At 44.4% G+C, this 21,206-nt stretch carries 25 protein-coding genes and 1 riboswitch; of the genes, 9 read left to right on the plus strand and 16 right to left on the minus strand.

From position 1 onward, the window contains the following. Positions 1 to 48 precede the first annotated feature (48 nt). Positions 49 to 687, minus strand: coding sequence for an O-methyltransferase (locus tag GK047_RS22475; protein WP_163951936.1), 639 nt, complete (start codon positions 685 to 687; stop codon positions 49 to 51). 114 nt (positions 688 to 801) lie between these two features. On the opposite strand from GK047_RS22475, the gene GK047_RS22480 reads away from it, so the two are divergent. Beyond that, positions 802 to 1,953 carry a THUMP domain-containing class I SAM-dependent RNA methyltransferase gene (locus GK047_RS22480; protein ID WP_163951938.1) on the plus strand — a complete coding sequence of 384 codons (1,152 nt, stop codon included), beginning with the start codon at positions 802 to 804 and terminating at the stop codon, positions 1,951 to 1,953. Between the two features lie 199 nt (positions 1,954 to 2,152). On the opposite strand, the gene gloA2 is transcribed toward GK047_RS22480, so the two are convergent. From gloA2 to GK047_RS22505, 5 genes are all read right to left on the minus strand, one after another. Further along, the gene (gene gloA2 / locus GK047_RS22485; RefSeq protein ID WP_163951940.1) at positions 2,153 to 2,548 is read right to left on the minus strand and encodes an SMU1112c/YaeR family gloxylase I-like metalloprotein; all 396 of its coding nucleotides are present in this window, start codon (positions 2,546 to 2,548) and stop codon (positions 2,153 to 2,155) included. 151 nt (positions 2,549 to 2,699) lie between these two features. Further along, positions 2,700 to 3,614 carry a DHH family phosphoesterase gene (locus GK047_RS22490; protein ID WP_163951942.1) on the minus strand — a complete coding sequence of 305 codons (915 nt, stop codon included), beginning with the start codon at positions 3,612 to 3,614 and terminating at the stop codon, positions 2,700 to 2,702. A gap of 242 nt (positions 3,615 to 3,856) precedes the next feature. Continuing rightward, the gene (locus tag GK047_RS22495; RefSeq protein WP_163951944.1) at positions 3,857 to 4,162 is read right to left on the minus strand and encodes a hypothetical protein; all 306 of its coding nucleotides are present in this window, start codon (positions 4,160 to 4,162) and stop codon (positions 3,857 to 3,859) included. Positions 4,163 to 4,264: 102 nt separating this feature from the next. Next, a riboswitch (cyclic di-GMP riboswitch) is annotated at positions 4,265 to 4,357 on the minus strand. 114 nt (positions 4,358 to 4,471) lie between these two features. Then, positions 4,472 to 5,701: an MDR family MFS transporter gene (locus GK047_RS22500; protein ID WP_163951946.1), complete on the minus strand. Its 1,230-nt coding sequence runs from the start codon at positions 5,699 to 5,701 to the stop codon at positions 4,472 to 4,474. A 142-nt stretch (positions 5,702 to 5,843) separates the two neighbouring features. Beyond that, entirely contained in the window at positions 5,844 to 6,875 is a 1,032-nt protein-coding gene (locus GK047_RS22505) for a glycine-rich domain-containing protein (protein WP_163951948.1), read from the minus strand. Positions 6,876 to 6,984: 109 nt separating this feature from the next. Here GK047_RS22505 and GK047_RS22510 point away from each other — a divergent pair, with 109 nt between their 5' ends. Continuing rightward, positions 6,985 to 7,878: a TIGR01777 family oxidoreductase gene (locus GK047_RS22510; protein WP_163951949.1), complete on the plus strand. Its 894-nt coding sequence runs from the start codon at positions 6,985 to 6,987 to the stop codon at positions 7,876 to 7,878. A 91-nt stretch (positions 7,879 to 7,969) separates the two neighbouring features. Here GK047_RS22510 and GK047_RS22515 read toward each other — a convergent pair whose 3' ends face one another. Further along, positions 7,970 to 9,466, minus strand: a complete 1,497-nt coding sequence (locus tag GK047_RS22515; protein ID WP_163951950.1) for an esterase-like activity of phytase family protein — start codon at positions 9,464 to 9,466, stop codon at positions 7,970 to 7,972. 179 nt (positions 9,467 to 9,645) lie between these two features. Between GK047_RS22515 and GK047_RS22520 the strand changes: the two genes are divergently transcribed. Then, complete coding sequence (locus GK047_RS22520; RefSeq protein WP_163951953.1) at positions 9,646 to 10,140, plus strand: glutathione peroxidase; 495 nt, start codon at positions 9,646 to 9,648, stop codon at positions 10,138 to 10,140. 67 nt (positions 10,141 to 10,207) lie between these two features. Here the strand turns inward: GK047_RS22520 and GK047_RS22525 are convergent, their stop codons facing one another. Together GK047_RS22525 and GK047_RS22530 are read right to left on the minus strand one after the other, a co-directional pair. Next, a complete protein-coding gene (locus tag GK047_RS22525; protein WP_163951955.1) occupies positions 10,208 to 10,429 on the minus strand; it encodes a YuzB family protein in 222 nt (73 codons plus the stop codon). Then, on the minus strand, positions 10,429 to 10,731 hold the full coding sequence (locus GK047_RS22530) for a HesB/IscA family protein (protein WP_163951957.1): 303 nt from the start codon (positions 10,729 to 10,731) through the stop codon (positions 10,429 to 10,431). The genes GK047_RS22525 and GK047_RS22530 overlap by 1 nt, the downstream gene beginning before the upstream one ends. Positions 10,732 to 10,928: 197 nt before the next feature. Here GK047_RS22530 and GK047_RS22535 point away from each other — a divergent pair, with 197 nt between their 5' ends. The 5 genes from GK047_RS22535 to GK047_RS22555 all read left to right on the plus strand — a co-directional run bounded on the left by GK047_RS22535 (position 10,929) and on the right by GK047_RS22555 (position 14,070). Further along, positions 10,929 to 11,288, plus strand: coding sequence for a winged helix-turn-helix transcriptional regulator (locus GK047_RS22535; RefSeq protein ID WP_163951958.1), 360 nt, complete (start codon positions 10,929 to 10,931; stop codon positions 11,286 to 11,288). A 38-nt stretch (positions 11,289 to 11,326) separates the two neighbouring features. Further along, positions 11,327 to 12,073, plus strand: coding sequence for a type I methionyl aminopeptidase (gene map, locus GK047_RS22540; RefSeq protein WP_163951960.1), 747 nt, complete (start codon positions 11,327 to 11,329; stop codon positions 12,071 to 12,073). Between the two features lie 19 nt (positions 12,074 to 12,092). After that, the gene (gene ytvI, locus GK047_RS22545; RefSeq protein WP_163951963.1) at positions 12,093 to 13,205 is read left to right on the plus strand and encodes a sporulation integral membrane protein YtvI; all 1,113 of its coding nucleotides are present in this window, start codon (positions 12,093 to 12,095) and stop codon (positions 13,203 to 13,205) included. A 236-nt stretch (positions 13,206 to 13,441) separates the two neighbouring features. Next, positions 13,442 to 13,621, plus strand: coding sequence for a hypothetical protein (locus GK047_RS29825; protein ID WP_240344098.1), 180 nt, complete (start codon positions 13,442 to 13,444; stop codon positions 13,619 to 13,621). A 260-nt stretch (positions 13,622 to 13,881) separates the two neighbouring features. Beyond that, the gene (locus tag GK047_RS22555) at positions 13,882 to 14,070 is read left to right on the plus strand and encodes a DUF2524 domain-containing protein (protein ID WP_163951966.1); all 189 of its coding nucleotides are present in this window, start codon (positions 13,882 to 13,884) and stop codon (positions 14,068 to 14,070) included. A 327-nt stretch (positions 14,071 to 14,397) separates the two neighbouring features. Here the strand turns inward: GK047_RS22555 and GK047_RS22560 are convergent, their stop codons facing one another. The 5 genes from GK047_RS22560 to GK047_RS22580 all read right to left on the minus strand — a co-directional run bounded on the left by GK047_RS22560 (position 14,398) and on the right by GK047_RS22580 (position 18,155). Continuing rightward, complete coding sequence (locus GK047_RS22560) at positions 14,398 to 15,075, minus strand: SanA/YdcF family protein (RefSeq protein ID WP_163951968.1); 678 nt, start codon at positions 15,073 to 15,075, stop codon at positions 14,398 to 14,400. A 49-nt stretch (positions 15,076 to 15,124) separates the two neighbouring features. Next, a complete protein-coding gene (locus tag GK047_RS22565; RefSeq protein WP_163951557.1) occupies positions 15,125 to 15,334 on the minus strand; it encodes a hypothetical protein in 210 nt (69 codons plus the stop codon). A 107-nt stretch (positions 15,335 to 15,441) separates the two neighbouring features. Further along, positions 15,442 to 16,323: a M14 family metallopeptidase gene (locus GK047_RS22570; protein WP_163951970.1), complete on the minus strand. Its 882-nt coding sequence runs from the start codon at positions 16,321 to 16,323 to the stop codon at positions 15,442 to 15,444. Positions 16,324 to 16,435: 112 nt separating this feature from the next. Beyond that, the gene (gene racE / locus GK047_RS22575) at positions 16,436 to 17,245 is read right to left on the minus strand and encodes a glutamate racemase (RefSeq protein WP_163951972.1); all 810 of its coding nucleotides are present in this window, start codon (positions 17,243 to 17,245) and stop codon (positions 16,436 to 16,438) included. Between the two features lie 121 nt (positions 17,246 to 17,366). Further along, the gene (locus GK047_RS22580) at positions 17,367 to 18,155 is read right to left on the minus strand and encodes a polysaccharide deacetylase family protein (RefSeq protein WP_240344099.1); all 789 of its coding nucleotides are present in this window, start codon (positions 18,153 to 18,155) and stop codon (positions 17,367 to 17,369) included. Between the two features lie 10 nt (positions 18,156 to 18,165). Between GK047_RS22580 and GK047_RS29830 the strand changes: the two genes are divergently transcribed. Further along, positions 18,166 to 18,417 carry a hypothetical protein gene (locus tag GK047_RS29830; RefSeq protein WP_240344100.1) on the plus strand — a complete coding sequence of 84 codons (252 nt, stop codon included), beginning with the start codon at positions 18,166 to 18,168 and terminating at the stop codon, positions 18,415 to 18,417. Positions 18,418 to 18,421: 4 nt separating this feature from the next. Here GK047_RS29830 and GK047_RS22585 read toward each other — a convergent pair whose 3' ends face one another. Beyond that, positions 18,422 to 18,841, minus strand: coding sequence for a disulfide oxidoreductase (locus tag GK047_RS22585; RefSeq protein WP_163951974.1), 420 nt, complete (start codon positions 18,839 to 18,841; stop codon positions 18,422 to 18,424). A gap of 78 nt (positions 18,842 to 18,919) precedes the next feature. Then, complete coding sequence (locus GK047_RS22590) at positions 18,920 to 20,977, minus strand: methyl-accepting chemotaxis protein (protein WP_163951976.1); 2,058 nt, start codon at positions 20,975 to 20,977, stop codon at positions 18,920 to 18,922. Positions 20,978 to 21,206 lie beyond the last annotated feature (229 nt).

Genomic DNA, 21,206 nt, shown 5'->3' on the forward strand with positions numbered 1-21,206 from the left:
AGTTAATCAGCCTGCAGCGCTTTTTTCTTACCATAAATGGATGCTGTTTTACTTGACTCGAGCCAACGCTAAGCCATCGTAAGCAGGAAGAATCGTGCTTTCTAGTCTTGGATCACTTGCAATTAAGTGATTAAATTTACGCATAGCCTGCACAGAAGCCTTATTTTGCTGAGGGTCGATAACCTTCCCCCGCATCAACGTATTGTCGCCTGCTATAACAGCTCCATGATTCGCTAATTGAATAGCATATTCTAAGTAGTTTGGATAATTCACTTTATCGGCGTCAATAAAGAAGAAATCGAAACGCTCTCCCCGCTCCTTAAGCTGAGTCAGATGCTCCAATGCTTCCCCAATACGATATTCTACGCGATCCCCGTAGCCCGCTTCTGTAACATTGTGCTTGGCCACATCAGCGAAATCCTGCTTAAGCTCAAGCGAGATAAGCTTGCCGTTCTCCTTTAGACCGCGCGCTAGACAAATGCCGCTATAGCCGCCTAAAGCGCCTATCTCCAAAACCCGCTTAGCTCCGATCATTGTGACAAGCATAGTAAGCAATCTGCCGTATCCTGGCGCAATGGATATTTCCGGCATATTGTGCGAACGAATACCTTCTTTGACTTTCTCCAATACCTCATCTACTTCATATAAACCTTCCATATAGCTCTCGGCTGTATTCGTTTCCATCATCGCTTCTCTCCTCACTTTCGAGTTTCGTTTGTAAGTGTACCTCATTTGTCCTATACTTGTTAATTGTATGAGTTTTATGAGCGATGTACAACCCGGATAGAAAGGGATACGACCATGTCACGAATTGAACTAATTGCTACTTGTCCGATGGGACTTGAAGCCATCGTTGCTCGCGAGATCCGCGATCTCGGCTACAATGAGGTGACCGTTGAGAACGGTCGCGTACGATTTATTGGAGACGAACTGGCCATTTGCCGTGCAAATATATGGCTTCGAACGGCCGATCGGATCCTCGTCCTGATGGGACAATTCAAGGCTCTCACTTTTGATGAGCTTTTCGAGGGAACGAAGGCGTTGTCTTGGCCGGACTGGATTCCCAATGATGCAGAATTCCCTGTAGAGGGCCGTTCGCACAAGTCACAGCTATCGAGTGTGCCTGCTTGTCAGGGCATTGTAAAAAAAGCTGTTGTAGAGAAAATGAAGCTGCGCTACGGCACCGAGTGGTTTGCCGAAAACGGAGCTCGCTATGTGATCGAAATTGCACTTCTAAACGATATCGCGACGCTAACTATCGATACGACTGGCTACAGCCTGCATAAGCGCGGTTATCGCAAGCTCGCAACCGAGGCGCCGTTGAAAGAGACCATGGCTGCCGCTATGGTTCTGTTGAGCCGCTGGCGCGTGGATCGACCGCTTTACGATCCATTCTGCGGCTCGGGGACGATTCCGATCGAGGCTGCAATGATCGGGTGGAATATTGCTCCTGGCCTACGGCGCAGCTTTCCCAGCGAAGAGTGGGGCAACGTCCCTTTCAAGCTTTGGGAGCAGGCACGGGATGAGGCCTACGACGCCGTACGTGACGATGTGCCACTGAACATCGTCGGCAGCGACATCGATGGCGCGGCCATTGAAGTCGCTGAGGCTGCTGCCAAAGCAGCAGGCTTGACGAAAAAGATCAAGTTCATCGTCGAACCTGTAGCCAAGGCTCGCCCGCGAGGCGACTACGGCTGCTTGATCACCAATCCTCCCTATGGGGAGAGGCTTGGCGAACTTAAGGAAGTCGAGCAAACCCTTCGTCAGCTCGGCGCTATTACGGCTCCCATGCCATCTTGGAGTATGTTCGTGTTAAGCCCGACCTTGCAGCTTGAACATTATGTAGGCAGACGCGCCGATAAGAAGCGCAAACTATTTAACGGTCGAATTGAATGTAATTTATTCCAATTTATGGGCCCCTTGCCTCCTCGTAAACCGCGAGAAGGCAATTAAGCTCATGTAACAAAAAAATCCCTCGATTCACTTCTCTCAACCCGTGCAAGCTGCCGGCAGAGCAAGTGATCGTGGGATTTTTCATTTGGAAAACAACCACCAAATCATCAACGCCCAAAGGGGAATGGAAAAAACAAGGCTCCACAGACAGCCTCTTGCAAACCCAAGTTTAGGTTCTTGTTCCGTCCTTTGCTCCGCGTCATTTCGCATCTTCAACTAATTCTAGGGGCAAGCCATCCGGATCAGAGAAAAAAGTGTATCTCTGACCCGTGATCGGATCAATGCGCACAGACTCTACCGAAATACCTTTGCTGGCAAGCTCTGCGATGCTTTCCTGGATATTCGCTACCGTGAATGCTAAATGCCTGAGACCACGTGCCTCTGGTTGATTCACCCTCTCCGGCGGATGCGGGAAAGAAAACAACTCAACTTGCTGCTTCGTGTCCCCTACACGTAAATCCAGCTTGTAGGATTCTCGATCTGTACGATAAGATTCATGAATTACGCTCAGACCCAGCAGTTCCACATAAAAATACTTGGATTTTTCATAATCCGAGCAAATAACAGCCACATGATGGATGTTCTGTAATTTCACCTTATTCCCCTCCATTCCCTCAACAATATCGGCTTAGTTGTACCTAGCCATTCCCTATTTTGCAGCTATGTCCCTGATACCTTCTTCGTCTATCATCATACAACGAAGCCGCAGTCAGGTACTCACCTTCCTACGGCTTGTAATAGCCCTTTTAACCGTCCGCTCGCATAATAGCTACTAATTCCTTTAATACTTGTTCTGATTGCTCGTAGGGCACCTGACAGGTGCCAGCAGCTTGATGTCCGCCACCACCGTTCTGGAGCATTAAGGTGCCGATATTCGTTTTGGATGAACGATTGACGATGCTATGTCCACAAGCAAACACACAGTTTTGTTTATTACGACCGTCAACGATCCAAATGGAGATGTTTTGTTCCGGATAAAGGGCATACACCATAAAACGGTTACCTGGATAAATGGTCTCCACATCACGAAGATCGGTAATAATGACATTCCCTTCCGTACGGGTATATGCCGCCAGCATGTCCCGGTACAAAACATCCAGCTCGAAATAACGATTTACCCGCTCCTTCACATCCGGAAGCTCCATAATGTCAACAACTGATTTGGTCGCACAATGTTCCACAAGCTGTTCCATGAGTTGGTAGTTACTGATGCGATAATCACGATAGCGCCCTAGCCCTGTCCTTGCATCCATAATAAAAGACAGCAAATCCCAGCCTTTTGGTGTTAAAATATCTTCTTTGCTGAATTGTGCCGAGTCAGCTTTGTCCACGCCCTGCATAATATTATCAATATTCCCGAATGTCGCTTTACCACCATAATAGTCATAAACCACTCTAGCCGCACTAGGCGCAATGCGGGTTTCCCCTTTAAAGTCCACTTTTTCTCCCATTCGCTCCAGTTCGCTTGAATGATGGTCGAACCATAGACCACAACCTGGTACATACGGCACATTCGCTAAAATATCATTTTCCGTTACTTCGATTAATCCGTCCTGCATATCTTTGGGATGTACGAATTTCATCTCATCCACCATGTTCAGCTTTTTGAAAAGCATCGCACAAACCAGACCGTCGAAATCCGAACGAGTGATCAATCTCATGCTATGTATTCCTCCCAATAGTAGTCCTTAAGCACTACATCTATGTATCGTTCTTTATTATATCGCCCATGTCGAATGGTTACAACGATTTTGTAAACATTCGACATCGCTGTGCAAAGGCCAGATGGCTTCTTGGTTGCAGTTATATAAGACAGCTTCGTCAAATAATTTAACGCTTCTCAACATATGTGCGGTAGCCTAGTCATGTTCCATTTCATGGACATAAAAAAAGAACGGTTCGCCTATAAGGGCTGCACCGTTCTCCATTTGGAAGATAAACATTGATAAAGTCTATTAAGAAAGGCTTCAACTTGAGATAAAGGCGGAATTTTCACAGAAAGCTTTACCTCGCCTTTCCAGTAAAAAATAAGAATACTGTTATTTCGCCCATGAAACATTTCGATATCCCAACACGTTTCATTGAGTGAGTATTCTTCTCGATTAATCATTAATTTCGGTCCATCTGAGGATGGTACCAGTCGGGCAACATGGTTACCGCACAATGAAGTAATTTTCTGTTCTTCGTGTTGCATGCATTCTGGCTGCATGGTGCTGGATCCTCCCTTCTTTGTACTTCTTAATTTTTACAAAAGAAAAACCCCCACCCTATAAACCGATCGGAGGGATTCTAGTTATAGATCATCCAATCGTTCGGTGGCTGGCTGGCAGTTTATCCTCTACAGGACAAGGAAGCCCCTCTAGCTTTGCGTCGCTGACTTTCGCCAGTTTTGCCTTTATCGTGATGGTACTCGCAAGATGTATCGAAAACTGTCATATGGATATATCTGTACTCTCAAGGATACGGGAAGTTGTTTTGAATTCGAATAGTTCTCTAGAACTATTTTTCGCAAATTACACTATTTTATTGCATTTTCTTCCTTGGAATGACTATTTTTTTTCAAAAAATTGTGATTACCTAGTTGGTAGAACAAGGAACCACAGATTGTTATAACGGCCATCACCAAATACAGCGTACTTCCCCCGTATGAAGCAAGCAGAAATCCTCCCACCCATGGACCCATAAAATGACCTATATTCGTAAAGGTCTGCGCTCCAAAGTAAGTACCTCTCATATGTTCGGGCGCTAGTTTATCAATAAGCATATTGGCGGCAGGATAATTCAAAATCTCTCCAAACGTAAATACGGTCATAGAAATGATCAAAAGGACAACGGAATGAGAAAAAGCAAATCCGATATCTCCTAATGCGAACATCAAATTACCGACGATAATGGCAACGAGCGGTGTATATTTGTCGGCCCAACGCGTTAAAGGAACTTGCATGGCGATAACCACAATAGCGTTAACACTCATGAGCAAAGCGAACATTTTCACTCCGTCAGCGAAGCTGTGTTCCAAATATTGCGACAAGGTTACCATCACCTGTGAGTAGCCAATTGCGCCAACGATACCCCCGACAATATAATAACGAAAAGTCGTGTCATTGCGAATGACTCGCCATGAGGAGGTAAATGTAACCGGTGATTTCTTCTCGCCTTCAATCTTTTTAATGCCAAAAGCCGACAGAAGCATGTAGAGTGTGACTGCGTAGATAAAATAGACGATTCCTGTAATCAAAAAGGGTAGTGAGCCGTCCAACGTAGCGAAGTATGCACCTAATAAGGGCCCAACAGCAACCCCCACGTTAATAGCCATATAACGCATAGAAAATACTTTTAAACGCTTAGTTGGTTCCGTCAAATCCGCCATTAAGGCTTGGGATACCGGTTCGTAGAACGATCGACATAAACCGTTAACCATATTCAACAGCATGAATAAAACGGGCAGCTTGACGAACGCGAATCCCGTGAAAACAAACGCCCATCCAAACAAGGCGATCAGCATAATAACGCGTCTTCCAAAGCGGTCTGACAAGGTTCCGCCTACAAAACCGCCAACGGTCCCGGCCAAAGCGCCCATTCCAATGATGACCCCGATCATGACTTCACTCATTGAAGTATTTCTTGATAAGTAAATAGCCAAGAATGGCAGACTCATCGAAGATGCTGCTCTCGCCATAACCGTTCCAAGAATCAAGATGTGAACAATCGGATGATATGAACTAAGAAACACTCGAAATCGATTCATGTTGAAAAGACCCCTATCGCTGTAATTATTAACCTCCGGTTCGTTAACCGCAAAATCACATTATACACGAAAAGTGCCAATATGTGGTCGTTCACGCAAAAAAACACCCTTCCTCTTGGAAAAGTGTTCTGTCTTTGTAACTCTAGCTACTACAGCTTGAGCCTGATGAACAACTGGAGCTAGAGGAACAGCTTGAGCTTGAGCCGCTGCTGCAACTGCTTCCACCTCCACTCCCCCCTGAACTGCCGCCATCGCCCGAATTACTGCCGCTATTCCATCCACCGCTCGAACTGCCGCAGCCTGATGTAGAACAGCTGGCTCCCTTATTCGGTTCCGGCTGGTCTTCTGGCCGTATCGCGCTCATGCTATCGTCATAGCTTGTAGGATCGAGGATAGAGAAAAACATCATTGCTCCCGCAAGATGCATCATCCCAGGTGCACCTGATGGTTCTGACCAGCCTGTCTCTTCCAAGCTACTGCTTTGACCCGCATGTCTGGCTTCTTGAATGGCCTGCTGGATTAACAAATGGATCGTTTCCGCAACTTCCGGATAGCGTTCGGCTTGCTCCTTATTGAATAAGAGCTCGGCAATCTGGGCCTCGTTCCCTTCTCGCAATAAGTTCGTTCTATCTTTAGATAGCGGATTACGGAAAAATCCATTCCAGCAAACTGCACTTGAAGGCGCAAATTCGAATAAATGTGCATACACCCAATCAAACCAAGCGCGTTCACCTGGCATTTGCTTAGGTTCTCGTTCTGGTGCATGGTGAATAACCCCACTGGCGAAAACATCCCCAAATCGTTGATACTCTCTTGTAAACATCAGCATTTCATGCCAAATGCTATCAATTTCGTTACTAAACATGGGCGTTTGCTTTAAAATTAAATTCAGCAGGAAAAATCGTTGCAGTTCAAACCATCTACAAGCAAATTCATCATCTGTCATACTTCGATTTTCTGCTAATACGCGGTACTTCAATCTTTCCACATAGTCAGAAGGCACAGCACTGCTCAATCTGGCAACCGCTCTCTCCAAAGGAACATCATGAAGCAAACCAAGACCTTGAGGCAACTGCGACGCATCGAAACGAAATCTGGTTCTGTTGAATCGATTAGGTCGATTGCGATTCATTTTGGATGAAGGTTCAAATAATTTACGAAAAAAACGAAACATACGGCACCCCTCCTTTTTCCAATATAACACATAATTGTTAGCGGAAGAACACCTATCATTGGTAACAATTACATAAACAACCTATAATGAAGGAAAGGAGTGTGTATCCATGAAAATAGCGATTACCGGAGGTAGCGGTTTCATCGGAAGCCGACTGATTCATCATTTCCAGGATCAAAAATATGAAATCATTAATATTTCTCGCACTCCTAAAACTACAGCTCATGGAATCAGAACGATCACTTGGGAGCAGCTTCAAGCCAACGTTTCCGATCTGGAAGGCGTCGCGGCTATTGTAAACTTGGCAGGTGAATCGATTAATCAACGCTGGACCCCTAAGGCGAAGGAACGCATTTTACAGTCGCGTGAAAAAGCGGCTTCACAAGTCGCTCAGCTCGTGGCGCGCTTAGAACTGAAACCAAAAGTAGTCATTAACGCGTCTGGGATGTCCATCTATGGCACATCTGAGACTCTAACCTTCGATGAACGCAGCCCGCACCGTGAGGTTGATTTCCTATCTGGTGTCACACAGCAATGGGAACGTGCGGCTGACTTCATTCAAGGTACTCGCCTTGTAAAAATACGCGTTGGTCTTGTACTGGACGTTAAGGAAGGGGCATTCCCAAAAATGGCTCTTCCCTATAAGCTCGGTGTGGGCGGCCCCATTGGTAGCGGCAAACAATGGCTCTCATGGATTCACATCGATGACATGGTTAGGCTCATTGATTTCTGCATTCAGCAGGAAGATATTTGCGGTCCCGTCAATGCAACCGCGCCGAATCCAGTGACGAACAGAGAATTTGGCAAGGTGTTAGCGGCGACTATGCACCGACCGAATCTGTTTCCGCTTCCTGCTTTTCTGATGAAGCTCATTCTCGGCGAATTATCCGTCCTTCTTCTGGAAGGTCAGAAAGTCCTGCCTTGGGTGCTGCAGGAGCATGGTTTCGTATTTAAGTACTTGACGGTAGATAAAGCATTAGCGAGTATCGTTGCTAAGCACTAATTGCAACCCATAGTACGCATCCTATAAGGCTTAATCGACAAAAAACCAGACGATCGAGAGACACCTGATCATCTGGTTTTTTATTTTCTGCTTATTTGGTGGACAACGACAAATCGTCTGTTACTTGAATGAGTTGAAGCTGCGTAGGGATACCCGTCATAATTAGGCTGCCTTTATCATCGTAGCTGATACCGAAATCGTTATCGTTGACGATTGCAATCGTATTTTTATCTACCACTGCTAAGCCCTCGATTTTCTCATACGGATAGCCCAGCTTCGCGATGTCTACAACTAATTCTTTGCTTATTGGCTGGATGCCTTGATCTTTCAACTGCTGAATCGTAAGACTCTCCAGTTTTTTGCTCGTTTCAGTTCCAAGTACATTCGTCGCTTTGGAAAAATCAGCTTTATAGATGCGTTTCAACTGAGCATCGGCACCTGCATTTTTATCGCGCTCATCCACAAGCATTACATTGCTGGACAATGCAGATAAATCGCTTATCACAACGTCCTTTTGCTTCACATTCGTAAACAAGCCCGCTTGCTCAGCGACGTATACATACTCGCCAATAACTTGTTTCGTTGCTAGATCCATTTTTAGGATACGCAGGTTACGGGAAGCTTCGCCTGTCTTTTTGTCAGGGTTGGCCATTGGGCTTTGAATAGACGTGTACAAATACTTACCGTCTGGGGAGATTGTCACACCCTCGAAGCCGCGGTTAGAAATACGTGTGTTGTAAATTTCAGGAAGGATATCATAAATAGGTGTTTGAGCGCCAGCCTCAACTAGCTTGTCCTTCGCGCCTTTCGGGACATATCGGCCTATAATTGTACCATCTCGTTTCACTTGAAGAACGGAAGGTCGGTACTCTTCAGAAAGCCAAAACGTATCATCAGAAGGACTGTACGCGATCCCTTCCAGATCAAGACCATCTGGATCGTAGGAAAGCTTCGTTCCCCCTTTTTCATCGTAAGGAACTTCGTCCGAACCTACCAAGTTCGGCAAACCCGTTATGTATTTGCTTTTGCTTACTTTATCCAGTTTGCCGTCAGGCAGCTGCAGCTTGATCGTGTCAAGGATTTCAATGCTGCCATCTTTGATTTTGAATTTATAAATACGAGGATTGTATGCATCAATTGGGAACGTACGCAATTTATCTTTACCTACCTCACCGTTAGGGCCACGATCTGCAAGCGTGTAGAACGTATCAGCAGCATCGTTAGGCAGATGAACGAGACCGGAAAAGCCGCCTTCTTGAATGCCTTTTCCAAGTGCAGGCGCATTTTTCCACTCAAATTTACCAGTTACCTTGGGAATATCTTTAAGTCCGATCGTTTGATTCCACTCGTTCCATTCAACCTGCTTACCGAGCGCTTCACTAAGTGTACGAAGCGGCACATACGTGCTTCCATCAATAACAACAGGATCTTTATCCAAGGTCAGCGCTTTGCCTGCTGTGGTGATTTGGAATTTGGCCGTAACAGCTTCCAAGGTAGCTTGTCCAGCAGAAACAACCGTTGCGCCAGATACAGCAAATGCTGCTGTGAGTAAGACGATCATGCGTTTTTTTCTCAGTAGTCTTTTCATAATAACCCCTCCGTAACATAAGTTCATTAATAAACTTTCATAATTAGAAGCATACTGGGCATATATTTACGCAGTGTCATACGAGTGTTAACGAATTGTTAAATAAAAAATCCCTTTTCAAATTGATAAAAATTGTTTAAAATTAATTTGCACAAAATAATTGTCAGAAGGTGACCCTATTGAACGCTTATGATTATCAAGCTCGAACCATTCGTGGTGAAGAAAAGCCACTTTCCGATTACCTTGGTCAAGTCGTACTTATTGTAAATACAGCGACCAAATGCGGATTTGCTCCCCAATTCAAAGGGCTTCAAGAGCTTCATGAAACGTATAAAGATCAAGGCTTTTCCGTTCTTGGCTTTCCCTGTAATCAATTTAAAGATCAAGAGCCGGGCGATGACGCTCAAGTCGAGCAGTCCTGTCAAATAAATTTTGGCGTCAATTTCCCTCTTTTCTCTAAAATTGATGTTAATGGGGCAAATACCCACCCACTTTACCGTTACTTAAAACAAAACGCATCCGGTATTTTTGGTTCTAGGATTAAATGGAATTTCACAAAGTTCTTGGTCGATCAACAAGGCAACGTAATTAAACGCTTCTCCCCTACTACATCACCTAGTAAAATTGAAGGTCAAATTCGCAAGCTGCTGGAAAAATCCACCGTACATGCATAAATGAAAAAAGCATCCCGCCCACATGATGTGAAGGGATGCTTTTTGGCGTTTCGTTCAAACAACTGCATTATTTTACGTATTTCTTTGCCTTTTCAATCGCTTCATCCTCGGTTGCTCCGGTTACGTATCGTCCATTAATATAAATAAATGCGAAACGAGAGCATGGGCCGCAATAAGACTTGCAGGCTATTTTGACGTCTGCATCCGGAGCAATCAGCTTAAGCTTTGGTATGGCAGTCTTTACTTTCATATGTTTGCATTTATCACAAATGCGAATATCATTCGCCATTAGTGATCCCCATGATTCCCCTTGCTAGGGTTTGTAATCATAAAGCCTTCCTCAGGTGTGTAGAAGTAATCAATACGAATACCATCAAGCAACGGCTCGTTCTTGTCCACTAATACATCAATGCCTTTATCTGTGCTTATAACGACGTCGTTTTCCGATTTATCGTCAAGACCCAAACCATAGTGCGCATGGTCACCATGCTTATGAGTCACTTGTACACGAACGATTAATCCTTTGTTTTCTTCTTTTTCAAGTTCCAATTGAAGTACTTTGGCAGCATTACGAGAAATTTTGACGTTCATATGTACACATCTCCTGAAACATTTTTTATTTCTTATTGTAAAGAATTCGAAGCACGAAATCAACCTCGCTTCGAGCTTGCTAATTCAACCTGTGCTATTTAAAATATATAGCAGTGGAAAGATTCATTACTAATTACAACATAGAAACTTACTTACCTATACGTTAGTAATCACATTTTGAGAGGAAACGTGTTCTTATGTCTACGCTAGAAAATGAAAAAGTCGCTCCACTTAGCAACTATGTTCCCAAAGAGCCAAAAGTGATTGAATGCTCCATTGAGCGAACACTTGAAGTCATTGGCGGGAAATGGGCATTTCTTGTTCTGCGTGAATTATTTTGCGGAACACGCAGGTTTGGTGAATTACAGCGCCAAGTAACAGGCATCAGCCCCAAGTCACTAACCGACACGGTGCGTCATCTCGAAGAACACGGCGTGCTGGAGCGTACGGCTTATCCAACCGTACCTGTCACTGTCGAATACACGTTGACACCGAAAGGCGAGGATTTGCATCAAATATTGAAAGAAATGAAGTTATGGTCCGCTAAATGGACATAATAGACAATTCCTGAACTTCACCAGAGGAGTGTTACTTGATGATCACAATCAAATCAAAAGAACAAATTGAGAAAATGGGCAGAGCCGGCCGAATTCTAGCCGACTGCCACAAAGAAATCGCTAAGATGATTCGCCCCGGCATTACAACATGGGAAATTGACCAATTCGTCGAGGAATTTCTTGCTAAACACGGGGCTACACCCGAGCAAAAGGGATATCACGGATACCAATATGCGACCTGCGCTTCCGTCAATGATGTGATTTGCCACGGCTTCCCAAAAAAAGAGCCGCTTAACGATGGCGATATCGTAACCATCGACATGGTCGTTCGCATCGATGGATGGCTTGCCGACTCCGCTTGGTCCTATGCGGTAGGCACGATTTCACCGACAGCTGAAAAGCTGCTAAAAGTGACGAAGGAGTCTTTATATAAGGGGATCGAGAAAGCAGTTCCTGGCAATCGCATCGGCGATGTGGCCAACGCCATTCAAGTGTACGCGGAGTCTCAAGGCTTCTCCGTCGTCAGAGATTTTATCGGACACGGCATTGGTTCAGAGATGCATGAAGAACCCCAAGTGCCCCACTATGGTCCAGCTGGTAAGGGTCCTAGAATTAAAGAGGGTATGGTCTTTACGATTGAACCGATGCTTAATGTCGGGAAGCATTTCTCTAAAGTAGACGCCGATGGGTGGACAGCGCGCACGTTCGACGGAAGCCTTTCCGCCCAATATGAACATACGATAGCTATTACAAGCAAAGGTCCGATCATACTGACTGAACAATAGTTGCCCAGGAGGTTTCCATGTGATTTCTTTTTACAGAAGATATTGGAGAACGGCCTTTGATATTGGACTGATCGTTCTTACGGTTTATATATTCATGCTGTTATTCAGCTATTTATACCGCATTGCGACGCCTATTTTCTTGGCTCTGATCATCTTTGCCATGATCGAGCCTTTGGCCCGCTTTTTGCATCGCAAGGGGATGCGAAAAGCGATAGCCTCAGCTATTTCAACCTTGCTATTTGTCTTAGTCATCTTAGGGGCGCTTGCCGGAGCGGCGGTCATTTTTACGAGCCAGATTCTGAGTCTGGTAGATAAAATCGATGATTATCAAGCCATATTCCAAGAGCAGATCGTACATAAAATCACGAATTTGAATGGACAATTTCAAACGCTTCCGCCGGATGTCATCGAAAAAACGAAAGAATACGCCGGACAATTTGCCGGAAAAGCTTCCAACTTCTTGATCGTATTCTTAAAAGGGTTAGTCCATTCGCTCACATCCTTCTCCACTTTCATGTTCAATTTCATCGTCGGCATTATACTCGCCTACTTCCTAAGCATTGAAATTGAATCTTGGAAGCGACTGGCGAATGACAAAACACCTAACACATTTAAAAATGCTTTCTATTTCTTAAAAGAGAATGTCGTTAAAGGCATCGTTTCGTACGTGAAAGCGCAACTGAAGTTGATCACCTTAACATTTTTTGTAGTATTCCTGGCACTTCTACTTCTCGGTGTGAACAATGCCTTCTCGATCTCGCTGCTGTCAGCAATCTTCGATGTGCTACCGTTGTTGGGCGTTTCGACACTGTTCATCCCATGGATTATTTACCTGTTCATTGTCGGTAATACGTCTTTAGCCATTTGGCTTAGCGCCGTGCTGCTTGTCGTTATTCTTGCCCGACAAATCATGGAACCGAAAATTACTGGGGAATCGCTTGGTGTATCGGCCTTTACGACTTTGGCGTTTATGATTGTGTCTCTTTCTTTGTTTGGCTTTGCAGGGGTCATTCTTTCGCCTGTCCTCATCATTCTGATCAAAGCCCTGCTTGATCAAGGCTACTTAGAGCGATGGATTCACAAACCAGAAGATGAATACAAAGAAGGCAGTCTCCCCTACAAGGGCCCCTAGGCAAGCTCCATAAGCCCCTAAAATCCATTTGGATCTTAGGGGCTTTTCCCGCACTTCTTCGACAAAAGCAACAACCCCATGAGCCTAGATTTCGTATTTAATTAACCATCTGTTAATTTATACACCCTTTTGAATTAGGTCCTTCCTCCTCTTGCAATATATTACATGGTATGTTATATTAAAAATGCGTTAAATCAAGGTTTCCACTTCAAAAAGTTGACATAGGAGTGATGAAAATGAGCAACAACAACGTGCAAATCCCGCAAGGCGAAGAACTTATTCGTGTGGAAATGACTGTTAAGGAAGCGCTTGCATTAACTGGCGCTAAATTCAATCAAAACCATAAGCTTGAAACAGATGCCATCAAGAAGCTTAAGCAATCGTTGGCAGATAAACTTTTAACACCTAACCACTAGAAAGACGTTACATTTATACACAACTTGTTGCCTAACGAACGATACTCCTCGTTCGTTAGGCTTTTATTTTTGTATCGTACCTCTCGTATGAAAACCACCTGAATGCTCATAATAAACTCGCATTACTTAACCCTCATTTAAAAGGAGTGAACAGAATGTCAGCTAAAAAACAGCAAGGTCACGCCAACCAGAATACGACTACACGCACATCGGACAGAAGCGGTCAAAAAGGTAAAAAATAGCTTTGTTGGAGGTTCCCTATGATCGATAATTTGGAAAGCAACTATGATTGCGCCAATGCAGGTAACGACCTGCATAGCCTTAAAGAAGAGCTTCAGCCGTTTAAAGATCAGCCTCCTACTTCACAGGAAGCTCAAGAACAATTAAATCGGATCGAGAATCAAATTAACTTTATCGAGAATAAATGCTCCATTCATCACGGAGAATGATGTAGAAAAGTCCCTGCATCTATTTGCCCGCAGGGACTTTTTCCTTGTGAATTATCAGCATTACGAAGGCTGTTTCACCCTCTGAATGAAAAATGCAAGCACAAGTACCTTCGCAGCGATGCTATGCCCCAGTCGACTGATCTCTTTCACGGTCATAGGGTTGCTCAGAGCCACTTATCGCGGTTTCTCACGGCCCTGTTCCTTCGTGCTGTAGTGGGAACTATTAAGCGCATCAAACATCTTACGAGCGTGCTAGAAGGTTCAGGCAATGGCGTAAGCTTCCTTGCGTATAATTCCTAAACCACGATTACCTTCCAGAAAGCAAAACTATTCATCTCGAGTTTGCCGTCCGTCCCCGGCTATTGGAATTGGGTCCCCTAGGTACTTAGGCTTCGGCTTTAACCAATGAACAAGCATAAAGTCCTTATTTCTTGCCGCGATTTCTCGCGTTTCAAACTTCGGCATACCTCTGTACGTTTGCAAATCAGAGACAACGCCATAAGCTTCCAAGCCCATTTGTCTAGCCGTATAAATGGCTCTTTTCAAGTGATATTCCTGTGTAACAATGACTATTTTACGCACTTTGAAAACATCTCGAGCCCGATATATGCTTTCGTAAGTACTGAACCCAGCATGATCTAAGAACAAATCGACGGGCTGCACGTCATGTTTTTCCATAAATGCTCGCATCGCATTCACTTCATCGTAATTTTTCTGACCGTGATCCCCGCTGACCAGCAGCTTGTCCGAGACATGTCGTTGATATAGACCAAGGGCTACTTCAAGACGATCACGCAGCATAATAGAAGGTGTACCATCTGGGAGAACATAAGCGCCAAGTACGAGAATAGCATCTGTTTGCGGCACTTGATCAGCGGAAAGAATGTACTGTGAACCTACTTCTGCCACTCGATAATTAATAACACTAACCGCAGCTGCGCCTAAGACTCCTATAAAAACTAAGAGAAGGGTACCTCTACGTAGTCGACGGTATTTACTTGTCATTATGCTCACCTCTACGTATATGGACGGTATAACCTTCTCTCATGTTCATTCAGTTTATGGGCTTTCTTGTAAGTATACACGGAACCCCTTTACCGACAGCACCCGCCCCCGACATGATGTCCAGATATTTCAGCCCCCTCGCGCATTGCTGTTTACATACCTCGCAAGTAGCCGATTCGACAAGCCTCATCGTGTATTGAACACGTGACGAAAGCTCCTTCTTCTTGGTGACCTTCCCGCCCTTACCCTTAGGTGCCATGTTCATTCCTCCTCGTTAATCCTGTCAACAGTATATGAGGGATGGGCCGAACGGTTCTTAATGAGCAGGATCAAGTTAAGCTGACTTGTACAACGAAAAGTTCTTGCTTAAAGCTCCAGACCTTCTAGTAAAATTGGAACAATTTCTTCATAGAGGGCCGGGAACATCTCGCTGGGGAGCGGATTTACCCCAAAGCCAACCTCTATGGTAAAACCTGGTTTTCGAAACTGTTGAATAAACCAATCCTTGTAGCCCGCATCACTTCCGGTTAGTTTAACCGCCTTATACCCGCTTACACGAGCAAGCCGCGCTGCATACGCTTCGGAAGCCTCGGGCTCATAATCCCGATAGTTCCAATAAATCTCTTGCCCTTGTGTATGCAGAGCCATGACAAGTTCAAACGAATGAGCTTGCGTAAAATAAGCCATCGCTATCGTCTCTGGCTCTGTTAATGGCGCCTCGCCTCCGAAATCGCGTGCTCCTGGACCGAGCTGGCCTCTGCGCGCTGCCTCCTCTTCCCAATGAGCCGGGAACTGATCGTTCAAATCGACTCCACGCACATTGGCTTTCCAATTGTGGAAATCTGACGATCCCTCGTTCCAGTTCAGCAGTAAATCCCCGTAGGGGTGATTAGGAGTAACACCTTTTAATACAAGATCCACACCATCGGGATTAACCATCGGTACGATCCACAAGGTGCTTTCTGCAAGCAATCTTCCGACATGGTATCCTCGCCAAGCGATCCCTCTAGCATATGCTAAAGAAATATCCGCTAAAAACTGCATGATCAGGGGCGTAGTAATCCACTCATTGGCATGAAAAGAAGCATTGTAATGAAGCTTTCTGGGGCCATGCCCGATCCCTATTGCAGGAATACATTTGCCTAGCACGCTCTGTCCAATTGTCTGTATACCAAGAAACGGATATAACTTACTGAGCCTCGTTAATTCATTACAAAGCACCCCATAGTCGTATCCAACCTTCTCCATGCAATCACCTCGATGCCTATTTACTTCTTTCGTCACGATATGAGTATGCCTATGAGCCTCGAAACATTCGACAACAAAAAAAAGACCGAGCAGGCTCGGTCCATACACGCAATTAAATGATCGTAGGTACTTGCCAAACAACAGGTGTGATCGAGATTTGCTCTTTCAGCCACATTTGGGCAATTTGTTTAAATAATTTTGGCTCACCGCTGCAAAAGAATTGATGAATGGGAAGCAAACCCGTAGCCGCAAGCAGACCACGATGATATAAAATCGTACTAATTTCACGCGCGGTTTCATCAGCTGAAGAAATTAACGTGACATCCGGCCCCATTACGCGAGCAATAGCGGGTGTGAGAAAGGGATAATGTGTACATCCCAAGATCAGGCAGTCAATTGGCTTGCCTATCAGTGGACGCAGCGATTGCTCCACGATCGTATCAGCTTCATCTGCATGGAACAGCCCTTTCTCTACGAATGGGGCCAGCAGCGAACACGGTTCGCTTAACACATGGATGCTCGGTGAGATGCTTTGAAGCGCATATTCATAAGCTTGACTTCTAATCGTGCCCTCGGTGCCAATAACGCCGACAACCCCGCTTTTCGTCGATTTAATCGCGGCTCTCGCTCCCGGTGAGATAACCCCGATCACGGGAATTGAAACGCGAGCTCGAATCTCTTCTATAGCTACGGCAGTCGCCGTATTGCAGGCAATGACAATCATTTTGGGATTAAATTTAAGTAAATAGTCAATGATTTGTCGAGTGAACATACGAACTTCCTCTGGAGGTCGGGGTCCATAGGGGCTTCGAGCCGTATCACCGAAATAAATCACCTTTTCTTGAGGAAGCTGTCTCATGACTTCTTTTACTACGGTTAAACCTCCGACTCCGGAGTCGAGAACGGCTATCGCTTGCTGCACACCTATACGCTTCCTTTGCCGGTTAATAAATTGCGGAACCACATGGTTAGAATATGAACGTCCAAGCTCAAAGGTACTAGGCAAATGAAGCTGTTTTCTCAACATCTACCTATTTTTCAGGTTAAAGTTCATTCACGAGTCCGAATTCATAGCCTTTCTTTTTAATTTCTTTACAAATGCGATCGAGTGCTTCCATATTCTCCTTAGAGCCCTGGTGCATCAAAATGACATTTCCCTCATGCAAATTGTTCATAATGTCGTTATAAGGATCCTCGGCGCCGTTTTTCCTTGGTTCCCAATCACGCATAGCAGTCGACCAAAATACAGAGGTATACCCCATCCCAGAAACGAGACTTAAATTGTGCATGTTATATTTCCCATAGGGAAAACGGAAATATTTCTCTACGTCTTTCCCGGTTATTTGCTTATATAAAGCTTCAAAATCAGTAACTTCTTTCTTAATCTGATCGTCCGTCAGTTCATTGAAATCTTTATGCGTCATCGTATGATTCGCAATCAAATGACCGTCTGCGACTAATCGTTTTAAATAATCCGGATTCTTTTTAATATTATTGCCGGAGATGAAAAAATTCGCCTTTACATTATTATCTTTAAGCGATTTAAGCATCAGATCGACATCAATAAGGGGACCACCTGCATCAATGGTTAGGTACACTTTTTTACCCGTACCTACCCAAACTGCCTTTTGATCCGCTGTGAACGATTTCGTTTCCTTCGGAAAATCAGGAACTTGTCCCGTTTTCTTTTTCATATAGTACCAGGAGTAAGCCGTTCGATCTCCGCTTGCATGCTGCGCTGCAGGTTTCGTGGACGCAGTTGGTTTAGGCGTTACGGATGCTGTAGGAGTCTGAGAGGCATGAGGTGTCTCACTTGGTGAAGGTGATGACATTGGAGTGGGTATGGGTGTTGCTATTGGTTTTGGAGTTGCGGTTACAGGGAGGCTCGTTGCTTGTGGAGTAGCAGTTGCTACAGGGGGATTTCCCTTTTCAGATGATGTGGAGCTCAAACTTTTGTCTGCACAGCCGATCAATGATACGCTTAAAACGATCAGCAGTGCAGCGCTTTTGGATAGTGGGGTCATGCTAGCACCTCGTCCCTTCATGAATACTCGCATACTCATATTCGACATTGCTAGACAATTTCCCTGCTAATTTCCTATTTTGTAGCTCGATACGTCAAAAACTGAAAAATAGTTATGAGGATAAAAGCAGTTCCAGCTAACATTGGAATCGTAATGAAACCGAACCAATTTAAGTAATCTACATCACAAGGAACGGGGCCGCAGGCTGTTGCGTCTTCATGGAAGACACCTGATTGAAGCAGAACATGATAAATGGAGATACAAGCTCCCCATATCGTTAGTGGCAGCGCATAGATGGTGAGTTTATAGTCTCTACGAACGGCTGCAATACCTAACAGAATGACAAGCGGATACATCAGAATGCGCTGATACCAACATAATTTGCAAGGTAAAAAATTCATAATCTCAGAGAAATATAGACTTCCTAGTGTTGCGATTAAAGCTATGAACCATGAGATGTACATACCATTATCTTTAATCCACTTATTTGACATTATTGCTCGTCCTCCCTTTCCCTCTCATTATAGAAAAATATAGGCGAGAAGTCTAACAAATAGGCATATTTATCCGATTTATTCGACCTTGAACTGGGAAACAGACTTCGCAAGTTCCTTCGTCAGATTATCGATACTCTCTACCATATCAGCGAGATTATGCACCATAGCGGATTGCTCTTGAACCGTGGCGGTTACTTCTTCTACTGAAGCAGACACTTCTTCGCCTGAGGCAGATAAGTTCTGAGTAGAATCAAGGACATCATTTTTGTCTCGTTCCATATGCTGCACTTCGCTAGCCATCGATTTGATTTGATCCGTAATATCCATCACATTTTCTAAAATAACTTGAAAAGAGCTTTGCGTTTTACCGACAAATTCATCTTGTTTTAAAGCAATAGCCCGAATCTCGCCAACACTTTTGTTATTCTCATCTACATGGGTAAGGGTTTGTTGGATAATGCCATCGATTTCACTAGACTGCTTGGAAGACTCTTCCGCTAGTTTTCGAATTTCACCAGCAACGACTGCAAAGCCACGACCATGTTCGCCCGCTCTTGCCGCTTCAATGGATGCGTTCAAGGCTAAAAGATTCGTCTGCTTGGCGATATTGCCGATAGCGCCTGTAATATGACGAATTTGATTCGAACTTTCGGCTAACAAGCTTGTAATGGATGAAATTTTGTGAACTTCTTGTTCGTTTTTATTATTGATTTGAATCAGGTTTTGAATCACTTCACGATTGGTATGAAAGATTGCAATTATGGCTTCGGCTCTTTCTTTCATTGATTGAGAGGTCTGATTAACCCGAGCGATTTTTTCTCCTAACTCATTAAACTTACCCACGATATGATCCGTATTATGGGATTGGGACTCCATTGCTTTAGCGATTTCCATCGTCGTCACGGATGTTTCTGAGATTGACTGACTCGTATTCTTCGAGGTTTGTTCGAGCTCATTGGTGCTTGTATTCAGCACCGCAATGGAAGTGTTCATATGAGCAATCAATTCTTTATTTTTAGCAGCCATAACATTAAAACTATCTGCCAAATCTCTAAATTCACTATTGTATTTCCCCTCGGCGTGTGCAGTTAAATCGCCCGAGGAAAGACGTTGGAACAAGCCCGTCAGTTTAGTAATCGGCATGGTTATGGCTCTTGAGAGGAGGAGACCAGCCAGAATAGCAAAGACAACAGCGATAAGAGTTATAACTACAATTTTGCTCATCAAATCGTTCAAGGGCTGCTTGATATCACGGTAATCATCCTCGACGACAACCATCCAATCAGCCCCCGGAATCTTGGCATAGCGAATATAGGTATCGGCATTGTCTACGGTACCTTGTACTACCTCGCCTGATGCTTTTTGCTTCACAATTTCTGCGAATTCCGGGGATTCCAGCTTCTTCCCTACGATGGAAGAATCCGTAGAGTGATATACAATCGTACCTCCGCGACTTACTACATAAACTTTTCCGGCAGCATTAATTCGTATATTTTTTAGCTTATCTACAAAGAAGGACGCGTCCATTGTACTTAAATAAACGCCGAGCACTTTGCCGTCGTCATCCTTGACAGGCTCTGCAAATACGACAACTAACGTATTGCTCGTTTTGGAAATGATCGCATCGCTAATGACAAATTTCCCCTGCATCGCTTCCTTATAGTAATCGCGATCGGAACGATCCATTTTTAAGGCTTCCGCATTGTTGCTGGCCACAACCATGCCTTTATCGTCGATCAGCATCATCGTCTGAACACCTTGTGTGCCTTTAATGCTTTGGACTAGGAGGGCGTTGGCTTTCACCTGCAAGTCGTTTTTGGGAGAGAAGAAGTCAGAATCTGATAATTTCTTTTGATACTTAAACTTCAATAGGTCTTTCATGGTATTTTGGACCGCAATTAAGTACGTGCTTTGTTCTTCTAACTGCACCGTCGTGTTCAGATTTTGCCCAATACGTTCAACATTCGTATTTATTTCATCCTTGCTTTTCTTCAGAAGCAAGCTTGATCCAAAAACATACGTAAATACACTGGAACCTGTTAAAACTAAAACAACCAAAAGACTGATCAATAGGGGCAGCTTAACTCTCAGGGATATCGTCTTTCGGCTTTTCTTTTCTTTTAATGGTGTCATGATGTCTCCTTTTTTATGTTCACTATGATTTCTATGTACTCTACTATATCGGAAACTGCTGACCAAATTTGAATAAAAAGCAAAGAACCGTGTGAGACGACCCTCTGGTCATACCCCTGTCAAGTAGACAGATGAAAAAAGCTACGCTGCCAGCGCGCACCGATACTCAATCGGTGCGCGCTGTTTCAGTTTGGATTGAAACCGCTGGTAGTTATAAAAGTAAATATAA

The organism is Paenibacillus sp. SYP-B3998 (assembly GCF_010820665.1).
GTDB lineage: Bacteria > Bacillota > Bacilli > Paenibacillales > NBRC-103111 > Paenibacillus_E.